Here is a 20,070-nt window from a genome sequence, read left to right on the forward strand (position 1 = left end):
TCTAATCCGCCGCGGCGTAGAGGCGGTCGAGATCGCCGTCGTCGTAGGCGTATTCGGTCGAGCAGAACTCGCACTTCACCGAGACGCGGCCGGTCTTGTCGCGCAGGTCGACGAGTTCCTCGCGCCGGATCGAGCGCAGCACGCTGTCGATGCGCTCGCGGCTGCAGCGGCAGCGCGCCTCGAAGGGCCGCCGGTCGAAGACCCTGGGACCCTCCTGATGGAACAGGCGGTGCAGCAGGGTGGTGCCCGGCAGCGCCGGATCCAGCATTTCCTTCTCGGTGGCCGAGGCCATCAGGATCACGGCCTTGCGCCAGTCGTCCTCGCGCTGCTCGGCATCGACGTCGACGCGGCCGGCGTCGAACTCGGGCATCTGCTGGACCATGAGGGAGGCGGCGAGCCAGCGGTGCCCGTCACCCGTTTCGTCGCGGCGCGCCGTGATCTTGATGCCGGTCGGCAGCTGCTCGGACTGACGGAAGTAGGTGTGGGCGCAGTCCGCGAGGGTCGCGCCCTCAAGCGGCACGACGCCCTGGTAGCGCTCGGTATGCTGGCCCTGGTCGACGGTGAAGGTGAGGCGGCCCTGGCCGAACAGTTTGGGGATGTAGCCGTCGGGAACGTCCTCGTTGCCGCTGCCCAGCGCGATGGCCAGCTTCCAGGAATCGAACTGCGCATAGCCGCGCAGCGCCCCGTCGCTGGTGAGATCGGTGACCAGCAGGCGGATCGGCCCGTCGCCGGTGATCTGCAGGGTGAAGATGCCGTCGTACTTCAGCGAGGTCGCGAGGGTGGCGCACAGCGCCATCGACTCGGCCAGCGGCCGCGCTACGGCCAATGGATAGCCGTGGCGCTCGATCACTTCATCCAGGGCGGGACCCAGCCGGACCAGCCGGCCGCGCACGCCGAGCGCGTCCAGTTGGAAAGGAAGGACGCGGTCCCAGTCATCGGAAGGAGGTCCTCCCGATGGCGAGCTCAAGACAGGCACCAGGCCAGGATGCTCTTCTGGGCATGCAGGCGGTTCTCGGCCTCGTCGAACACGACCGACTGCGGACCGTCGATCACCTCCGCGGTCACTTCCTCGCCGCGATGCGCGGGCAGGCAGTGCATGAAGATCGCGTCCTTCTTGGCCTGCTTCATCAGGCGCTCGTCGACCTGGTAGGCGCGCAGCAGATTGTGTCGTCGCGCGGCGCTCGGGCTGTCGGGATCCTCGTCGCCCATCGACACCCAGGTGTCGGTGACCACGCAGTCGGCGTCCTTCACCATCGACCCCGGGTCGTGGCCGATCGAGATTTGGCCCCTGGACTTCTCGGCCCACTGGACCACGTCGGCCGGCGGTGTCAGTTCGGGCGGGCAGGCGATGCGCAGCTCGAAGTCGAACTGGACCGCCGCATGGATCCAGGACGTCGCCATGTTGTTGCCGTCGCCGGACCAGACCACCGACTTGCCCTGGATGGGACCGCGATGCTCCTCGTAGGTCATGACGTCGGCCATCAGCTGGCACGGATGGGTCTTGTCGGTCAGCCCGTTGATCACCGGCACGGTCGCGTACTTCGCCATCTCGAGGAGCTTCTCCTCGACGGTGGTGCGCATCATGATGATGTCGACGTAGCGGCTGAGCACGCGCGCGGTGTCGGCGATGGTCTCGCCGCGGCCGAGCTGCGTATCGGTGCGGCCCAGCATGATCGTCTGGCCGCCGAGCTCGCGCATCCCGACCTCGAACGACACGCGGGTGCGCGTCGAGGGCTTCTCGAAGATCATGGCGAGTGTCTTGCCGGCCAGCGGCTGGTCGTGCCCGCCGCTGGACCGTGCCTTCTTCATCGCCTTGCCGTGATCGAGGATCTGGCGAAGCGTCCTGGGATCGACCTGGTCGAGGTCGAGGAAATGCTTGGGCGTTGCCATGGGGGCCTACCCGGCGGCCTTGGACGCCGCCTCGAAGGACTCCGCTGCCTGCCCGAGAATCGCGATGCCCTCGTCCAGTGCCGCCTTGTCGGCGATCAGCGCCGGGAAGATGCGGATCACGTTCTCACCGGCCGGCGGGACCAGGAGTCCCAGCGACTGCAGCTTGTTGACCATGTCGCCCGCCGGCACCGACGGGGCGCACTGCAGGCCCTGCAGGAAACCCGTGCCGCGCTGCTCGACGAACACCGTGGGATGCTTCTTGCAGAGTTCCTCGAGCCTGCCCTTCAGGTACTCGCCCTTTTCGCGCACGTCCTCGATGAAGCCGGGCGCCAGCAGGACGTCGAGCACGGCATTGGCGACGCCGGTGGCCAGCGGGTTGCCGCCATAGGTCGAGCCGTGCGTGCCGGGGACCATGCCGACCGCCGCCTTCTCGGTTGCCATGAAGGCGCCGATCGGGAAGCCGCCGCCCATGCCCTTGGCGATCGCCGCGACATCGGGCTTCACACCCGACCAGTCGTAGCCCCACAGCTTGCCCGTGCGGCCGAAACCCGTGTGGATCTCGTCGTAGAACAGCAGCAGGCCGAACTCGTCGCAAATGGCGCGCAGGTCCTTCAGGAACTGCGTGGTCGTCGCACGGATGCCGCCTTCGCCCTGGATCGGCTCGACCAGGATGCCGGCGGTCTCGTCGTCGATCATGTCGCGGACGACGTTGGTGTTGTTCAGGGGAGCGTGGAGATAGCCCGGCGCCGGCGGGCCGAAGCCTTCGAGGTACTTCTCGTTGCCGGTGGCGGCGAGCGCGTTCAGCAGGCGGCCGTGGAACGCCGCCTGGAAGCAGATGATCTTGTACCGCTTCGGCTGGCCGTTCATGTACTGATACTTGCGGATCAGCTTGATGCCGCCCTCGATGGCTTCCGCGCCGGAGTTGCAGAAGAACATCGTGTCGGCGAACGAATTCTCGACCAGCCGCTTCGCCAGCTTCTCGCCGTTGCCCACCCGGAACAGGTTCGACGTGTGCCAGAGCCTGGAACCCTGCTCGGTCAGCGCCTTGACCAGGTAGGGATGGCAGTGGCCCAGCGCGTTCACGGCGATACCGGACGTGAAGTCCAGGTAACGTCGGCCGTCCACCGCGTAGAGATAGTTACCCTCTCCGCGTTCGAACACGACGTCCTTGCGACCGTACGTCGGCATCACAGCCGTAATCACAGCGAGCCTCCCTCAAAAGCCAAAAACCCCCGCCGATCCGACGATTCCGGGATGGAAACTCCGGGGTTTGGCGAGGGGCGGGCACTATCTTACCGGGGTCCGGGTGTGTCAACTTGGGGTGGTCGGCCGGCGGCGGCCGTCTTGAGGGGCCTCGACCCCTCTGCTAGGAGACCCGCCTTCCGATGAAACTGCTGCCGACTCGCAATTCCACGCTGCCCCTGCATCGCGCCGGGTTCGCCTCCGTTCCCGCGATGCTCGACTATGCGGCGAAGGGTGAGACGGGGGTGACCTTTTATAATGCCAAGGGCGAGCAGCTCTCGGTCTTGCCGTGGCGCGAGGTCCGCGACCGGGCGCATGTGGTCGCCCGCAAGCTGATCGGCGCCGGGTTTGCGCGCGGCGAACGCATCCTGATCACCGCCGATACCTGGCCCGGCTTTTTCGACTCGTTCTTCGGGGCCCAGTATGCGGGGCTGCTGCCCGTACCGGTCTCCATTCCGGTCGGCATTGGCGGCAAGGACGCCTACCTCGATCAGCTGCGCCGCCAGTTTGCCGCCTCCGGGGCGGTCGCAGCGGTCGGCCTCGACGATCTCGCGGGCTACCTGGCCGACGCGGCGCGGGAATTCCCCGCCATCCGCCTCCACGGCGGAATGGACGTGCTCCATTCGCTCCCCGAGAAACCGGTCGATCTGCGGCCGCTCGGCGGCGATGAGCTGTGCTACATCCAGTTTTCGTCGGGCAGCACGCGTCATCCGCACGGCGTGCAGATCACCCAGCGCGCGCTGATGGCCAATCTCTCCGGCATGGTCGGGCCGGCCGGCCTCGACGTCGTCGAAGGCGATCGCGCCATAAGCTGGCTGCCGCTCTATCACGACATGGGGCTGATCGGCTTCCTGATGGGACCGCTGGCCAGCCAGCTCTCGATCGACTACCTGACGCCGCGCGACTTCGCCCGCCGGCCGATGCAGTGGCTGAACCTGATCTCGCGCAACCGCAGCACCATCTCCTACAGTCCGAGCTTCGGCTACGACCTCGCGGTGCGCCGCGGGGCGGCCCAGGTGCCGCCCGATCTCGATCTGCGTTGCTGGCGGCATGCCGGGATCGGTGGCGACATGGTGCGGGCCGACGTGCTGGAACGCTTCGCCACGACTTTTCAGCCGTTCGGCTTCGACGCGACCGCCTTCATCCCGAGCTACGGCATGGCCGAGGTTTGCCTCGCCATCACCTTCTGCCCGCACGACACGGGCGTGCGGACCGATGCCGTCGACCGGACCGCGCTGGCCGAAGCCCAGCGCGCCGTGCCGGCGGCGGACCCCGGTGACCAGAGCCGGGCGCGCCGCTTCGTGATCTGCGGCCGCGTGCTGCCGGGCCATCGCCTTGAAGTACGTGGTCCCGACGGTGCCGCGCTGGCCGATCGCGAGGTCGGTCGCATTTTCGTGTCGGGCCCCAGCATCATGCCCGGCTACTTCGGCGAGCCCGACGCCAGCCGCGAGGTCCTGGTGGACGGTTGGCTCGATACCGGCGACCTCGGCTACATGCTGGACGGCGAGATCGTCGTCACCGGCCGCGCGAAGGACCTGATCATCGTCAACGGCCGCAACGTCTGGCCGCAGGACATCGAATGGGCGATCGAGGCCAAGCGGATCGTCAAGAACGGCGATGCGGCAGCCTTTTCGATCGATACCGGCGAGGGCGAACGCGTGGTCGTGGCGGTGCTGGCGCGCGTTTCGGGAGAGCCGGGCCGCAGCGATCTGGCGCGCGACGTCGCGGGGGCCGTACGGGAGGCGATCGCCGTCGATTGCGACGTGGCCCTCGTACCACCGACCCTGGGCCTGCCGACCACCTCGTCCGGCAAGCTGTCGCGCGCCCGGACCAAGGCCAACTACCTCGCCGGCCACTACGCGCCGAAGCCCGAAGCGGCCTGACGGCTCGTCATGGGCAGGCTGGTCGCCGTCACCGGGGCCACCGGCTTCGTCGGACCGCATCTCGTGGCAGCCCTCGCGCGTCGCGGCTGGCGTCTGCGTCTGCTGGTCCGCCGCTGGTCGCCGCTGCCCTCGCTGGCCGGCGTCGATGCCGACCTCGTGCTGGGCGACCTCTCCTCCGAATCCGCCCTGCGCCGGCTCGTCGACGGGGCGGACGCCGTGGTCCATGCCGCCGGGTTGATCAAGGCGAAGGCGGCGGGGGACTTCCTGTCGGTCAACCGGGACAGCGCGGCGCTCCTGTCGGCCCTGGCGCCCGACGCCCACATGATCCTGCTCTCGTCGCTGGCCGCCCGCGAGCCTCAGCTTTCTGCCTACGGAGCGAGCAAGCGCGCGGGTGAGGCAGTCGTCGCCAGCCGCAGCGGCCCCTGGGCGATCGTCCGGGCGCCGGCGGTGTATGGGCCGGGCGACCGCGAAACGCTGGCATATTTCCGAGCAATTAAGTCGGGTATTGCGCCCCAGCCACGCCTGCCGTCGGCGCGCCTGTCGCTCATCCATGTCGCGGACCTGGCCGAGGCGCTGGCCCTGAGCATCGAGCGGCCGCCCCCGAACTCGATCTACGAAATCGACGATGGGCGGACCTACACCTATGGCGACATGGCCGCGGCGGCGGGCGAGGCCCTGGGCCGGCGGCCGTGGCGGCTCTCCGTGCCCCGCGGCGTCATGGCCTGTGTCGCCCGCTGGAACGAGCTGCGGCAGGCGTTGGGGGCGGGCGCCCAGATCCTGACCCGGGGGAAGGTCAACGAGATCTTCCACCCCGACTGGTCGGCGCCTGACCGGCGGCTGGCCGCGGCGATCGGCTTCCAGCCCCGTTACGACCTCAGGTCGGGGTTCCGGGACACGATCTTGTGGTATCGCGCGAAGCACTGGCTATAGGACGCGTGAAACACGGCGTAACAATTTGTCATTTCACTCGGGATCACTGTTTCTGGCACAAGGTGACCGCCCACCCCCGGGCGCTGGAGAGCGTTTTGCGCACTGCCCATCAAATGATCGTCGAAACCGACGGCATGACCGATACCCTCGAACGCGCCCGCGTCAGCGGCCAGTCGCGTGGGGAAGTCATTCGTGAAATATGTCGTCACCTGGTGCCGTTCCAGACCGGCGAGCGGCCGATCACGGGCGACACGGTGATCGCCAAGGACCTGACCATCGATTCGCTCGCCATCATGGACATGGTCATGGAGCTCGAGGATCACTTCGACATCTCGATTCCCATGAACGTCGTGGCCGAAATCCACACCGTCGACCAGCTCGCGGACACCATCCAGAAGCTCTGCGCCCGGCGTTAGCCATGGGCCTTTTCGACCGGCATGCGGGCCTGCTCGAGGCCTATCGGGACGTTCGGACCACCGGTTACGACCCGTTCCAGATTCGTATGGAGCGGGTGCTGTCGCCGACCGAAGCGATCATCAACGGCCGCAAGATGCTGCTGGTCGGCACCAACAACTATTTCGGCCTGACCTTCGACCCGAGTTGCATGGAAGCCGCCATCGAGGCGATCCGTGCCGAGGGCACCGGGACGACCGGCTCGCGCATCGCAAACGGCAGCTACAGCGAGCACGTGGCGCTCGAGCAGGAAATCGCCGAGTTCTACGGCAAGAAGCACTGCATGGTCTTCACGACCGGCTACCAGGCCAATCTCGGCCTGATCTCGACCCTTGCGGGCGAGGGCGACCAGCTCCTGATCGACGCCGACAGCCACGCCTCGATCTATGACGCCTGCAAGATGACGCAGGCCGAGGTCGTGCGCTTCAAGCACAACGATCCCTCCAGCCTGGATGCACGCCTGCGCCGGCTGGGCGACCGTCCGGGCAACCGCGTGGTCGTGCTGGAAGGCATCTATTCGATGCTGGGCGACAGCGCGCCGCTGCGTGAGTTCATCGACGTCTGCAAGAAGTACGGCGCCTACGTGATCGTCGACGAGGCCCATTCGCTGGGCGCGCTGGGCGACAATGGCCGCGGCCTCTGCGAATCGACCGGCGTGATCGACGACTGCCATTTCATCGTCGGCACCTTCTCCAAGACCCTGGGCGCGATCGGCGGCTACTGCGTCTCGGACGATCCCGACTTCGACATCCTGCGCGTCACGGTGCGCTCCTACATGTTCACGGCGTCGCTGCCGCCGTCGATCGTGGCCTCGGTGCGCCAGGCGCTGAAGGTCGTGAAGGCCAAGCCCGAGCTGCGCACGCAGCTCTGGTCGAACGTCTCCACGCTCTACGAAGGTCTGGCCGCCAAGGGCTTCAAGCTCGGGCCCGAGCACGGGCCGGTGGTGGGCGTGCACCTGCCCGACCCCATGACCGCCATCGGCTTCTGGCGGGCGATGCTCGATGCCGGTATCTACGTGAACGTGGCCATCCCGCCCGCGACGCCCAACGGCGTGTCGCTGCTGCGTTGCTCCGTCTGCGCGGTGCACACCAAGGAACAGCTGGAGCACATGATCGAGGTCATGACCGGCATCGGCCGCCAGCTCGGCGTCCTCGACGACCGCACGCTCCGCGTGGTGGGCGGCGCCCGCTAGGGGCGCATCCGCCATGTTCACCCTCGCGCATCTGTCCGATCCGCATCTGCCGATGCCGCAGGCGCGCGCCGTCGATCTCGTGGGCAAACGCGCCACCGGCTACTTCAACTGGTGGCGCAATCGCGTGCAGCTCCATCGCCCCGAGGCGTTGGCCGGCATCGTGGCCGACATAAAGGCGCAGAAGCCCGACCATATCGCGCTGACCGGCGATCTCGTGAACATCTCGCTGCCCGACGAATTCGCCCGTGCGTCCAGATGGCTGGCGACCCTCGGCACGCCCGACCGGGTGACGGTCATTCCCGGCAACCATGACGTCTACGTCGCCACTCAGTGGCGCGAGAGCCTCGGCCAATGGGGCGCCTACATCGCCGGCGACGGCCAGCCGCCGGCCGCCGACTTCAAGGTGTTTCCCACCCTGCGCCGGCGCGGGCCGGTGGCGCTGGTCGGGCTGAACAGCGGCGTCCCGAAGCCGCCGCTGCTGGCGACCGGCACCCTGGGCGAGGCGCAGATCGCCGCCGCCGAAAAGCTGCTGGCCGAGCTCGGCCGGGAAGGCCTGTGCCGCGTCGTGCTGATCCATCATCCGCCGCTCACCACCGAGTCGCGCTTCAAGCGGCTGACGGATGCCACCGCCTTCCAGGCGATGATCCGCAGGGTCGGCTGCGAGATCGTGCTGCACGGCCACAACCATCGCAGCGAAGTCGCGCGCATCATGGGTCCGCAGGGCGCGATCCCGGTGGTCGGCGTCACCTCGGCGTCGGCTGCTCCGGAAAGCAAGTACGGCCGCGCGCGCTATCACCTGATCGGCATCGAGCGCGAGACCGCGGGCTGGCGGATCACCCTCGACATCCGCGCGCTCAAGGCCGACGGCACGGGCTGCGAACCCGACGGCCGCATCGTCTTCAACGGCGGCGCGCCGTCCGCCCTGGCAGCCTGAGGCGTCAATGGCTTCGTTCGACACGATAGTGACCCCGGTCGAGTCCAAGGCCGACCTGAACGCCTTCATCGCGCTCCCCAAGCGCCTCTATGCCGGCCACAAGGGCTATGTCGCGCCGCTCGATCTCGAGCGCCGGGAAGCCTTTGCGCCGGGCAAGAACCCGCTGTTCGAGCATGTCGAGGTGCGTTTCTTCCTGGCGCGGCGCGCGGGCAGGGTGGTCGGCCGCATCTCCGCCCAGGTCGATCGCGCCCATCTCGATCGGTACAACGACAGCACCGGCCATTTTGGTTGCCTGGCGGCCGAGGACGATCCGGCGATCTTTACCGCCCTGTTCGCCGCGGCCGAGAGCTGGCTGCGGACCAAGGGCATGAAGCACGTGACCGGCCCGTTCAGCCTCTCGGTGAACGAGGAGGTGGGCCTGCTGATCCACGGGTTCGACAGCCGGCCCGTCCTGCTGGTGCCCTACGATCCGCCCTACGCCGGGGCGAGAGTCGAGGCCTGCGGCTATGCGAAGGCCAAGGACGTCTTCTCCTACGATTACGACGTCCAGAACGCGCCGGAGACGATCGGCGCCAAGCTGCTGAAGCGCGGTGGCCTCGAAGGCCGGGTCAAGGTGCGCACGGCCAACATGAAGATGTTCGATGCCGAGGTGCGCACCCTGGTCGGCATCTTCAACGATGCCTGGAGCGACAACTGGGGCTTCGTGCCCTTCACCCAGGCCGAGATCGACCATGCCTCCAAGGCCTTCGGGCCGGTGATCGTGCCCGAGCTCGCGGTGTTCGTGGACGTCGATGACGAGAGCGTGGCCTTCATCGTGGCGCTCACCAACATCTACGAGGCGGTCGCGGAGTTCGGCGGCAAGCTGGGCCCCATCAACCTCGCCAAGCTTCTGTGGCGCCTCAAGATCGCCGGTGTCGGCAGCACGCGGGTGCCGCTGATGGGGGTGAAGAAGAAGTACCGCAACCATCCGCTGCTGGGCGCCGGCCTCGCCATGATCGCCATCGATACCCTGCGGGCCAACGGCAAGCGGCTGGGCAAGACCTCGGCCGAGCTGGGCTGGATCCTCGAGGACAACAAGGCGACCAACAACATCATCCGCTCGGTCGGCGGGGTGCACTACAAGACCCACCGCATCTACGAGAAGGTGCTGGCCGGGTGAACCCGTCGGCGCCGTCGCGGCCGCCGAAGCCGCCCTCCGCCTTCGCGCCGCTCGCCAACCGCTCGTTCCTGGCGATGTGGATCGCCAACCTGATGTCCAACGTCGGCGGCTGGATGCAGACCACCGGGGCGGCCTGGGAAATGACCAGCCTGACGCAGGAGCCGATCTTCGTGGCCCTGCTGGCCGCGGCCGGCACCCTGCCGATGTTCCTGTTCTGCTTCTTCGCCGGCATCCTGGCCGACCGGTTCGACCGCCGCCGCTACATCATGGGCTGCCAGGTCTGGATGATGGGCGTGGCCGCGACCCTGGCGGTGCTGGCCTTCCTCGGACAGCTCAACCACTGGAACCTGCTGGCGCTGTCCTTCTGCATGGGACTGGGCAACGCCATGAACGCCCCGGCCTGGCACGCCGTGGTGCCCGAGATCGTCAGCGGCCCGCAGCTGCGCCCGGCCATCGCCCTGAACAGCGCCGGCTTCAACCTCGCCCGCACCATCGGCCCGGTCATCGGCCAGCTGCTGCTGGGCCTGGTCGGCGTCTTCCTGCTCTTCGCCATCAATGCCTTCACCTATGTCGGCGTCATCCTGGCCATGCGGGCCTGGAAGCGGCCGGCCGAGGCGCGCGCCGCCCAGCGCCGCGAGACCCTGGGGGAGGCGGCACGCGCCGGCATCGCCTTCGTCCGCGGCTCGGCCGAGCTTCGTGCGATCTTCGCCCGCGGCCTCTGCTTCTTCGTGCCGGGCATCGCCATGGGCACCCTGCTGCCGGTGATCGGCCGCTTCGAACTCGGCCTCGACGAGTTCACCTTCGGCATCCTCTACGGCGTGTTCGGCACCGGTGCGGTCGTCGCGGCCTTCGCGCTGCCGACGGTGAACCGGCTGCTCGGCCCCGATCGCGCCAACATCTGGGCGATGGGCGTGTCAGCGGCCGCCACCCTGGTCGCGGCGCTCGTCATGACGCCGCTCGTGGTCGGCGCCGTCGTCGCCATCAACGGCGCCTGCTGGATCACCTTCATCGCCAACAACGGCGCCTCGGTGCAGATGATCCTGCCCAACTACATGCGCGCGCGCGGCATGGCGGTCCACCAGATGGTGTTCTTCGGCGCCATGGTGGCGGGCGCGCTGCTGTGGGGGAAGATCGCCAACTTCTTCGATGTCCGCACCGCGCTCATCGGCTCCGTCGTGATGCTGGTCCCGCTCACGGTACTGGCCGCATCGATCAAGCTTCCGGGGGCATCGGTGCCGCGCGTCTGACGCGAGCCTGTCGTGCCGGCGTCACGAACCGTCGAAATTATCGAGGCGCGGCAGATTCCGCTTGTAACCAGGTCGATTAGTTGTAGATAGCACTCAAACAAGACGCCCAACGCACGTGCCGCTGGCCCTCTGTGGTTACGCAACGACGGAAAGTGTTCTTTTTGGCAGTGCCGGTTTCGAGCCGGGTCCGGGAAGGAGCTTCTGAGATGGTTGCTTACCGCGCGGGGCGCGTTCCCTGCTATTATGTCATTTGCCCGACTCTCGCTCGGGCCTCCTTCCTCGCTCAGCCGCATAAACGGATCTTAGCTCAGTCGAGTATCGGCTGACGTATCGCGCCACGCTTGGCGCCGTACGTCGTCGTTCGATCTCTTCCGACAGCTGACTATCCAGACGGGGAACCCCCCAGCGATGACCGAGCGTATTTTCCGTTACCTGCGCGAGCAGCAGCCCGAGACCCCCTGCCTCGTGATCGACCTCGACGTGGTCGAGAACAATTTCCGCCGCATGCGCGAGCTGCTGCCGACGGCGCACATCTTCTACGCCGTGAAGGCCAACCCGGCCGCACAGGTGCTGGCTCGTCTGGCCACGGCGGGGTCCAAGTTCGACACGGCCAGCCGCGGCGAGATCGAGATGATCCAGGCAACCGGCGTCTCGATGGACCGCGTCTCCTTCGGCAACACGATCAAGAAGGAAAAGGACATCGCCTGGGCCTACCAGCAGGGCGTGCGCCTGTTCGCCTTCGACAGCGAGGCGGAGCTGCAGAAGCTCGCCCGCGTGGCCCCGGGCGCCCGCGTGTTCTGCCGGGTGCTGGTCGATTGCGGCGGCGCCGAATGGCCGCTCAGCAAGAAGTTCGGCTGCGCGCCCGAGATGGCGAAGGACCTGCTGCGCAAGGCGCAGGACTGGGGCCTCGATGCCTACGGGATCTCCTTCCATGTCGGCAGCCAGCAGACCGACCTCGACCAGTGGGACAAGGCGCTGGCCCAGGTCTCGCAGATGTTCTTCGCGCTGGCCGAGGCGGGCGTCGACCTGCGCATGGTCAACCTGGGCGGCGGCTTCCCGGCGCGCTATCGCGCCGAGGTGAGCGGTATCGAGGCCTATTGCGAGGCGGTCACCCGCGCGCTGGTGCGCCACTTCGGCAACCGCATGCCCGAGGTCATCATCGAGCCCGGCCGTTCGATGGTGGGCGACGCCGGCGTGATCCAGAGCGAGGTCGTGCTGGTCTCGCGCAAGGCGGCGGGCGACCGCAAGCGCTGGGTCTACCTCGACATCGGCAAGTTCTCGGGCCTGGCCGAGACGATGGACGAGAGCATCAAGTACCGGCTGCGCACACCGGGCGAGGGCACGCGCATGGGCCCGGTCGTGCTGGCCGGCCCGACCTGCGATTCGGCCGACATCCTCTACGAGAAGACGGAGTACAAGATGCCCCTGTCTCTCAAACCCGGCGACAAGGTCGAGATTCTCTCGACCGGCGCCTATACGACGACCTACTCTTCGGTCGCGTTCAACGGCTTTGCGCCGCTCAAGTCGGTCTGCATCTGAACTGACACAATTCGGGCGTACGGAACGACGGGGCCTTGAGAAAGGCCCCGTTGCTGTTTTTACTGACTGCTGAACGAAGGGAACGGGGACGCTGAAATGGCGAAGAAGACTGCACGCAAGCCCTCCACCAAAAAGTACCTCGATTTCCAGGGCCGCCTGGTCATGGTGGGCTTCGGCTCGATCGGCCAGGGCGTGCTGCCGCTGATCCTGCGCCATATCGGCATCAAGCCCGAGCAGATCACCATCATCACCGACGACATGCGCGGCGGCGAGGACGAGGCCGAGCGCTTCGGCGTCGAGTTCGTCGAGAAGCGCCTGACCGAGTCCAACGTCCGCTCGACCCTCGACAACCGGCTGGGCCAGGGCGACTTCCTTCTCAATCTCTCGGTCGAGGTCGCCTCGACGGCGCTGATCGAGCTCTGCCAGAAGAAGGGCGTCCTCTACCTCGACACCTGCATCGAGCCCTGGCCGGGCGGCTATTCCGATCCCAACCTGTCGGTCTCGCGCCGCTCGAACTACGCGCTGCGCGACACGATGATGAAGCTCAAGTCGCGCCACAAGGGCGGCACGACGGCGGTGGTCGCCCATGGCGCCAATCCGGGCCTCGTCTCGCACTTCACCAAGCAGGCGCTGATGAACGTGGCGCGCGACACCGGCGTGAAGACGCCGGTGCCGGCCACGCGCGAGGGCTGGGGCAAGCTCGCCCAGCGCCTGGGCGTGAAGGTGATCCACATCGCCGAGCGCGACACGCAGGTCTCGCCCAAGCCGAAGGAAGTGGGCGAGTTCGTCAACACCTGGTCGATCGACGGCTTCGTCTCCGAGGGCGGCCAGCCCGCCGAGATGGGCTGGGGCACGCACGAGAAGGTGCTGCCGCCCGACGGCAAGCGCCACACGTTCGGCTGCGACGCGGCGATCTACCTGAACCGTCCGGGCCTGCTCACCCAGGTGCGGACCTGGACGCCGATCGAGGGGCCGTTCCACGGCTACATCATCACCCACAACGAATCGATCTCGATCGCCGACTACCTGACGGTCCACGATGGCAAGAAGGCCGTCTATCGCCCGACGGTGCACTACGCCTATCACCCGTGCGACCAGGCGATCATGTCGATGCACGAACTGGCGGGTAAGAACCTCAAGCAGCAGAAGCGCCAGCGCCTGATCGTCGACGAGGTCACCTCGGGCCGCGACGAACTGGGCGTGCTGCTGATGGGCCACAAGAAGGGCGCCTACTGGTACGGCTCGCAGATCGACATCCACGAGGCGCGCAAGCTCGTGCCCTACAACAACGCGACCTCGATCCAGGTCGTGGCGCCGGTGCTCTCGGGCATCATCTGGGCGCTGGAGAATCCTAACGAGGGCATCGTCGAGGCCGACGAGATGGACTTCCAGCGCAACCTCGAGATCTGCATGCCCTATCTCGGCCCGGTCGTCGGCAAGTACAGCGACTGGACCCCGCTGCAGGGCCGCGGCGAACTCTTCCCCGAGGACCTCGACAAGTCCGACCCTTGGCAGTTCAAGAACTTCCGGGTGGTCTGATAAACTACTGGTTCAAAGAGCAGGGCGCTGGTGCGGCTGACCGGCCAGGCGGGTGAGACGGGTGGTCCTGCGCTGTGTTTCGCTCGCAAGCGCTGTTGGAACGTCGGGACCGGCTTGGGGCGTGGCGATGCAGCGATGTCCCTCGCCTCCTGCCCGGCCAGCATCCTGAAGCGCGTTCGCGCCTGCTTCCGACGCCCCCTCGGTTCTCTCAAGCCGTGAAGGGCTCCAATAGCACGGAGCCCTCAACTACAGTCCAATCGCGCTGCTGATTTCATCGGCCAAAGAAGCCAGGCGGAGTGGCTTGGTGATGAACCCTTGCATGCCAGCTCCCTGAGACAATGCCCTGAAGTGTTCCCCCGAATGTGCGGTGACGGCGACAATAGGGGTGCTTGCATTGACCAAAGCGGTATCGCGGATCGCCTGCGCAACTTGATATCCGTCCATCTCTGGCATCTCGATGTCCAGCAGGATGAGATCGAAAGGCTCCTGACTGGCTGCAACTACGGCAGCAGCACCGTCCGCGATGGTAGTGGCAGAGGCGCCCAGCTTCTCGAGAAGCAACTTCGCGACCTCGCGGTTCACGGCATTGTCGTCAACCACAAGAATCTTGAGCGGTGGCAGCTCCCGTCTTGCCTTCGGTGTCTCGATGGCGCTGGAGTCCACAGGCAAATCACATGGGATGGTGACACTAAAGCGGCTGCCAATACCCTCTGTGCTCTGGACCGAAATGCTACCGCCCATCGCCTCGACAACCTGGCGGCAGATTGCCAGCCCCAGGCCGGTCCCCCCGAAGCGCCGGCCGACACGGCTATCAGCTTGCACGAAAGGCTCGAAGATTCGCTGCTGGGCCGTCAGCGGTATGCCAATCCCGGTATCGCTCACCGCAATGTGCAAGACTGGGCGCCTGCCTGGACGCGGGGATTCCATGCGCGCCGACAGGACGACCTCGCCCTTCTCGGTAAACTTGACGGCGTTGCCCAGTACATTCAGCAGAACCTGGCGTAGCCGGTCCGGATCCATCATTACTTCGGAGGGGACATCCGGGGACACTGTCCAGCGAAGCGTGATCCCCTTCTTCAGTGCTCGCGGTTCGATGAGGCGGGCCGTGGTTGCAATGAGACTGCTGAGATCGGTGGCGGACCACTCGAGTTCTATCCTCCCCGAAGCCATGCGGGAGAACGCCAGGATATCGTCCAGCAGGCCAAGGAGTGCCTGTGCCGATTGACGAGCGACTTCCACCTTCTCGCTTCGATGCTGGTCGAGCTCTTCTTCATTCAGCAGATCCAGCATGCCAAGGATCCCGTTCATGGGGGTCCTCAACTCGTGACTTACGATGGCGAGGAAATGATCTTTTGCACGGTTGGCAATTTCGGCCGCGTTCCTGGCCTCCTCCAGCTTGCGCTGGAGTTGCTTCATATCGGAAATGTCGGCCATCGTTGTCAGCTTGCCGCCATCTGGCATCATCTTCTGAAGGCAGCGTACCCATCGATCTCCCGGCAAGGCCAACTGGAAGGGATTGCCACAAAACCGTTCGGCTTCCGCAAGGCTGAGCCGCCAGTGTCGCGAAGCTTCTTCGTCGGATGAGAGGCGAGACCATGCGTCTGCATAAAGCGAAGACAGGCTTCGTCCCCTGGCTTCTTCTTCGGATTTGAGGTCGAACAGCTGCAGAAATCTGGAGTTGGCCCGGACAATCCGGTGCCCTGCATCGCTCTGTATCGCGGCATCGCCATCGTCGGTCAGGAAGGGCATCATTGCATCCTCGCCCGACTGGGGCGAGAGCATCGAGTCGGGCCGGGCGATGGGTGTCCAGACACGCAGGCGACCGATGCCGGGAATGGGGTCCGACGCTACCTTGACCCATTTGCCATGGTGCTCGAAGACGAACGGCATCGTCTGCGACCGATGCCTCCGGATCCCCGACGCGATGTACTCTTCGATGTTGTTCAGTTCGGTGGCGTGCAGTCGTCCGCGATAGAAACGAGCCAGATTGTCTCGGTAGGGCTCGCCCACCCGTATGTGGCCCGTGTGCTCGGGAAACAGCCGGAGAAACGCATGGTTCCACAACAGCACCCGGTCCATCTCGTCGAAGAGACACAAGCCAACATGAAGCGTGTCGAGAAGCTCCGCCATCTGCCGATAGGGTGCGAGATGCTGGGTGTGGACGTCGGGCATGGACCGCTCCGCTTCGGATCCTCTGTGTCTGACCAGGGTCTGTTGAGATTCATCGGGAGCTTATCACAGCGGCGGCGGGGTAGATGGCTGCAGTGACGCTTTCGCCAGTCTTGTCGGCGCGCATGGCGATACGCCTGAACTCCTTGGGCTTGCCGAAGAGGTTCTCGGTCAAGTGGCGTTGCTGTCGAAGGCCATGTCGGCGATGAGCCCCTTGGAACGGCCTGTGGCCTGGCCGAGAACAAGAGTTCGAGACCTTCTTCGGTCATGTTCACCCTCGGCAGGCTTGCTGCCAGTATTGGCTGGCAGACGAGAGCCGCAAGTGTGAGAATCCATAGCTGGGCGCGATTCCAACGCCGCGTGGCGCTCGGGTCTGATCTCGGAGAAGTGGGAAACTGGCGATCAGTATGACCGTGCGCAGGAGAAGCAAACGCCATTTGGCATTCGGGCTGGTGCTCGGTGCCCTTCTGACGGTCGCTACGCTCGTGGGTATCGAGGTGATGGCATCGGCCTTCGTACCATCCTGGCCAGCCCGGGCGATGGTGCCTCGACTGCCTTGGGAGCCTCGCACTCTCGCGGAGCCCTTTCGGCAACAGCCGTGGCTGGCCGATCCCGACAACTCCTGGGGCATGCGCGACCGCGAGCGCTCTTTCGACAAACCGCCGGACGTGTATCGCTCCGTCTTCATTGGCGACAGCTTCGTGGAATCGCGCTTCACGCCGAAATCGCTGCCGGCGCTGGTGCAGCAGAAACTCGACCCGGAGGAGAAGCATCTGGAGGCTATCAATTTCGGGGTCTCCGCGACCGGACCGCGCGAATACTTCTATCGCCTGCGCGACGTGGCCATGCGGCTGCGCCCGGACGCCCTGCTGGTCTTCGTCTACTCGGGCAACGACTTCCTCCTGGGCGGTGAGGACTTCCCCGGTCCCCTCCGTCTGGTCGATGCCTCGCCGGGTGGCTCCCTTCTCGCGTCGGTCATGCCTCGGACCAACTGGCTGCTGGCCAACCGGATCAGACTTCCATCGCTTCTCGGATCGGGAACGCAGGCGCCTCCCGACGAGGCGGAACAGCTGTTCGCCATCGTCAGCGGGCCGCGCGAGCAACGCCAGCAACGTCTGGTCGCCTACGTGCGCAAGTGGCTGCCGCCGAAGAGTTCCGATGAAGAAGTGGCCGAGATCCTCGGGCGTGGAAATGGTGCCTATCTCGACATCGCCGAACCTGCCGGCACGGTCGACCAGGAGTATCTGCTGGATTGGATGTTGCGCATCCTGATGAACTGGGAGACCGGTGCCATCCTGGGACCGCGAGACGAGGCGGAAATCCGCGAGATGGCCGGGCGTGGCTATATTCCGGCGACGCTGTCCTGGCTCACTGCGATGAACCGCGAAGCCCAGGCACAGGGAGTGCCCATACTCTTCTTCGCGATCCCGGTCGGCAGTGTCGACCCGGACTACGCGCGTTTCTGGCAGTCATGGCCCCTGACGGATACATGGAACCGGTTTTGCACGGAGTTGCATCGACAATTGGTCGACGCTGCTGTCCGCGAGCGACTGCCGCTCATCGATCTCGGTCCGGACCTCGCCGGAATTCCGGGCACCTATCGCAAGCTCGACGGCCACTGGACCCAGCGCGGCGAGGATATTGTTGCGGATCGCGTGGCGCGCGAACTTGCACGTCTCATGGATCCTGCCGCTTCTCGCCGGATCCGGATGCCCGAGTAGCGCGAATGCTGACTCATCTCTGGTCCGCGCTTGCCGTGTTCTGTCTCCTGCTGGCCGGCGCCGGTCTGGGCGTGAGCCTGCGGCGGCGCATGCCGGACCATCTGCTGGATGAGCAGGCCAAGGATGTCGTGCGGCTCGGCATGGGGCTGTTGTCGACCATCGCGGCCCTCGTCCTCAGTCTGCTGATCAGCTCCTCCTATGCCGTCTACGAAGGGCAGCGCAACGACCTTCGCATTCTTGCGGCCGACGTGATCAATCTCGACGCGACGTTGCGCCTGTACGGCGAAGAGGCGCGGCCGGTCCGTGAGATGATGCGGGTGGGCGTGGCCGAGACGGTGGATCGCATGTGGTCGAGGCCGACGATCAACAGGTTCGCCGAGCCAAATTCGACGGCGGAAAAGGCCTACCTGTCGATCCTCGGCCTGGTGCCGGGCAACGAGGTTCAGGTGTTGCTGAAGGCGCGGGCCGTACAGCTGTACGGCCAGATCGCCCAATCCCGTCTCAGGCTGTACGAGCGGTCGGAGCCGGATCTGCCGACATCGCTGATCGTCGTTCTCGCGGCCTGGATGGTGTGTCTCTTCGTCAGCTTCTGCCTGTTCTCTCCGCTCAAACACACATCGATCGTCGCGCTCGTCCTCGTTGCTTTCTCGATTGCGGCAGCCTTGTTCCTGCTCCTCGAACTCTCGGAGCCCTTCAGCGGCCTGGTGCGACTGTCGGACCGTCCACTGACCCAAGCGTTGCCGCCCCTCTAGGGTCTTTCCGAGCACGATAGAATCACCGAACTCCACCTCATGCTGAGGAGCGCTCCGCAGGAGCGCGTCTCGAAGCATGGGCACGAGCACCACGTCTGTTGCCCATCCTTCGAGACGCGCCGCGTCGCGGCGCTCCTCAGGATGAGGCCGGTGGGGCGATTCGAGACGGAAAGAGCCAAGAGGCTTGCCGGGTCAGATCGATTCATCGTTTCGGATTGAAGACTTCCTGGCCATCGTACCGGAAGAGGGCCGGGCACATGGGGGGCGGGAGGGCGAGGGGGCGGGAAAGGCCCACTCCGCTGATGATGAGGACGAAGTCGAACTTGTTGGGCTCGCCCCCCGACAGGTTCACGTGGCACTCGGCCTGCAGTTCACCGAAGGCATAGCCGCTGACGATGAAGCTTCGGCCCACCGGCTCCGGCAACGCGATCCCCGCGGCTCGCAGGTCCGAATAGACACTTTCGATCAGCCGGTCGTCCTTCGAGGAAAGGACGCCCGCGAGCTGTCCGACGAGCGGACCCTTGATGTTCACACTCTCGATGTTCCGCTGGACCTGCTCGAGCAGGTAGCGCTTGGCCTCGCGGGCCGTGGTCGGTCGCGCCTGGGATGCTTCGGCGACACTGGCCCCGCCGCTTGCGTGATTGCAGATATTCACGGCCTGCTGTTCGATGCGGCCCAGCGGCGGTTCGCGCCCGCTCGGGCAGGCCCCGACCGTCAGGAACATCTCGTTGGTATCGATGTAGAGCCAGGTGTCGGGCGGACGCCCGAGCAGTTGCGCGATAAAGCCCGGGTCTACGCCGAGGTCGGCAGCGTAGCGGATCAGCGCCGACGCGCCGGCCCTGCCCAGTCCGAAGCCGCGGGCGATTCCCGCCGTGGCGTCGCCCTTCGTCTCGTTCTGGATGGCCGTGGCATCCAGCGTGAAGTTGTGGAAGCCGACCTGACCGCCGATCTCGATGGTGCGGCTGGGAACGGGCGTGGGTGGCAGCCGGCTGGCCGTACCGCCCAGGAACGCCATGGCGCAGGCGGAGAGGCAGATGTCGCCCTTGCGCACGAGCGTGGCGACCTCGAACTCGCGGAACAGGTACCCGACCTTCAGACCTTCGAGCAGGTCGCCACCGCTGCTGCTGAGTTCGGCGGTTGCCAGGGGTTGACCGGCCGTCCTGGCGGTCTTGGCTTTGAGGCCGGCCAGCATGACCCGCAGCTTGTCGCCATCGCCCTGTCCGAAAGGGCCGGTGATGCGAAGCGTGTGGGCGACCAGGGGCGCCTTCGGGGAAAGTCCGGGAATCGACTTGCTGTCGAGGGTAATGTTGAAGGCATGGGCCTCCGGCTCGGCGCTCCAGCAGAGGAAGCCGATCGCAAAGGCCCACAACCATCTAGGCATCTCGGCCACCGGGCGCTGCCACCGGTTCGGAGTGCGTCA

General features: G+C 66.1%; 16 protein-coding genes. 11 read left to right on the top strand and 5 right to left on the bottom strand.

Going from position 1 to position 20,070, the window contains the following annotated elements; all coding sequences use genetic code 11:
• Window position 1: 1 nt before the first annotated feature.
• From Q7V45_RS16310 to Q7V45_RS16320, 3 genes are read right to left on the bottom strand one after another with little or no spacing between them, the layout of a single operon-like run.
• Entirely contained in the window at window positions 2–976 is a 975-nt protein-coding gene (locus Q7V45_RS16310) for an Hsp33 family molecular chaperone HslO (protein WP_304853938.1), read from the bottom strand.
• Complete coding sequence (gene argF / locus Q7V45_RS16315) at window positions 964–1,890, bottom strand: ornithine carbamoyltransferase (RefSeq protein ID WP_304853940.1); 927 nt, start codon at window positions 1,888–1,890, stop codon at window positions 964–966. The genes Q7V45_RS16310 and argF overlap by 13 nt, the downstream gene beginning before the upstream one ends.
• Window positions 1,891–1,896: 6 nt before the next feature.
• Window positions 1,897–3,093: an aspartate aminotransferase family protein gene (locus tag Q7V45_RS16320; protein WP_304853941.1), complete on the bottom strand. Its 1,197-nt coding sequence runs from the start codon at window positions 3,091–3,093 to the stop codon at window positions 1,897–1,899.
• A gap of 182 nt (window positions 3,094–3,275) precedes the next feature.
• Here Q7V45_RS16320 and Q7V45_RS16325 point away from each other — a divergent pair, with 182 nt between their 5' ends.
• From Q7V45_RS16325 to Q7V45_RS16365, 9 genes are all read left to right on the top strand, one after another.
• Window positions 3,276–5,015, top strand: coding sequence for a fatty acyl-AMP ligase (locus tag Q7V45_RS16325; protein WP_304853942.1), 1,740 nt, complete (start codon window positions 3,276–3,278; stop codon window positions 5,013–5,015).
• A 9-nt stretch (window positions 5,016–5,024) separates the two neighbouring features.
• Window positions 5,025–5,945: an NAD(P)-dependent oxidoreductase gene (locus Q7V45_RS16330; protein ID WP_304853944.1), complete on the top strand. Its 921-nt coding sequence runs from the start codon at window positions 5,025–5,027 to the stop codon at window positions 5,943–5,945.
• Between the two features lie 134 nt (window positions 5,946–6,079).
• The gene (locus Q7V45_RS16335; protein ID WP_304853946.1) at window positions 6,080–6,361 is read left to right on the top strand and encodes an acyl carrier protein; all 282 of its coding nucleotides are present in this window, start codon (window positions 6,080–6,082) and stop codon (window positions 6,359–6,361) included.
• 2 nt (window positions 6,362–6,363) lie between these two features.
• Complete coding sequence (locus tag Q7V45_RS16340) at window positions 6,364–7,590, top strand: aminotransferase class I/II-fold pyridoxal phosphate-dependent enzyme (protein WP_304853947.1); 1,227 nt, start codon at window positions 6,364–6,366, stop codon at window positions 7,588–7,590.
• Between the two features lie 13 nt (window positions 7,591–7,603).
• Window positions 7,604–8,524 (top strand): metallophosphoesterase, encoded by a 921-nt coding sequence (locus Q7V45_RS16345; RefSeq protein WP_304853949.1) that lies wholly within the window; start codon window positions 7,604–7,606, stop codon window positions 8,522–8,524.
• 7 nt (window positions 8,525–8,531) lie between these two features.
• Complete coding sequence (locus Q7V45_RS16350) at window positions 8,532–9,683, top strand: dATP pyrophosphohydrolase (protein ID WP_304853951.1); 1,152 nt, start codon at window positions 8,532–8,534, stop codon at window positions 9,681–9,683.
• Entirely contained in the window at window positions 9,680–10,930 is a 1,251-nt protein-coding gene (locus Q7V45_RS16355; RefSeq protein ID WP_304853952.1) for an MFS transporter, read from the top strand. The genes Q7V45_RS16350 and Q7V45_RS16355 overlap by 4 nt, the downstream gene beginning before the upstream one ends.
• A gap of 408 nt (window positions 10,931–11,338) precedes the next feature.
• Window positions 11,339–12,469 carry a type III PLP-dependent enzyme gene (locus Q7V45_RS16360; RefSeq protein ID WP_304853953.1) on the top strand — a complete coding sequence of 377 codons (1,131 nt, stop codon included), beginning with the start codon at window positions 11,339–11,341 and terminating at the stop codon, window positions 12,467–12,469.
• A 96-nt stretch (window positions 12,470–12,565) separates the two neighbouring features.
• Window positions 12,566–14,008, top strand: a complete 1,443-nt coding sequence (locus Q7V45_RS16365) for a homospermidine synthase (protein WP_304853955.1) — start codon at window positions 12,566–12,568, stop codon at window positions 14,006–14,008.
• A 246-nt stretch (window positions 14,009–14,254) separates the two neighbouring features.
• Here Q7V45_RS16365 and Q7V45_RS16370 read toward each other — a convergent pair whose 3' ends face one another.
• The gene (locus Q7V45_RS16370; protein WP_304853957.1) at window positions 14,255–16,180 is read right to left on the bottom strand and encodes an ATP-binding protein; all 1,926 of its coding nucleotides are present in this window, start codon (window positions 16,178–16,180) and stop codon (window positions 14,255–14,257) included.
• Window positions 16,181–16,584: 404 nt separating this feature from the next.
• On the opposite strand from Q7V45_RS16370, the gene Q7V45_RS16375 reads away from it, so the two are divergent.
• Window positions 16,585–17,898: a hypothetical protein gene (locus tag Q7V45_RS16375; protein WP_304853959.1), complete on the top strand. Its 1,314-nt coding sequence runs from the start codon at window positions 16,585–16,587 to the stop codon at window positions 17,896–17,898.
• An 89-nt stretch (window positions 17,899–17,987) separates the two neighbouring features.
• Window positions 17,988–18,650: a hypothetical protein gene (locus Q7V45_RS16380; RefSeq protein WP_304853961.1), complete on the top strand. Its 663-nt coding sequence runs from the start codon at window positions 17,988–17,990 to the stop codon at window positions 18,648–18,650.
• A 202-nt stretch (window positions 18,651–18,852) separates the two neighbouring features.
• Here the strand turns inward: Q7V45_RS16380 and Q7V45_RS16385 are convergent, their stop codons facing one another.
• Window positions 18,853–20,031: a hypothetical protein gene (locus Q7V45_RS16385; RefSeq protein ID WP_304853963.1), complete on the bottom strand. Its 1,179-nt coding sequence runs from the start codon at window positions 20,029–20,031 to the stop codon at window positions 18,853–18,855.
• Window positions 20,032–20,070 lie beyond the last annotated feature (39 nt).

Origin of the sequence: Reyranella sp., assembly GCF_030651995.1 — a bacterium.
GTDB lineage: Bacteria > Pseudomonadota > Alphaproteobacteria > Reyranellales > Reyranellaceae > Reyranella.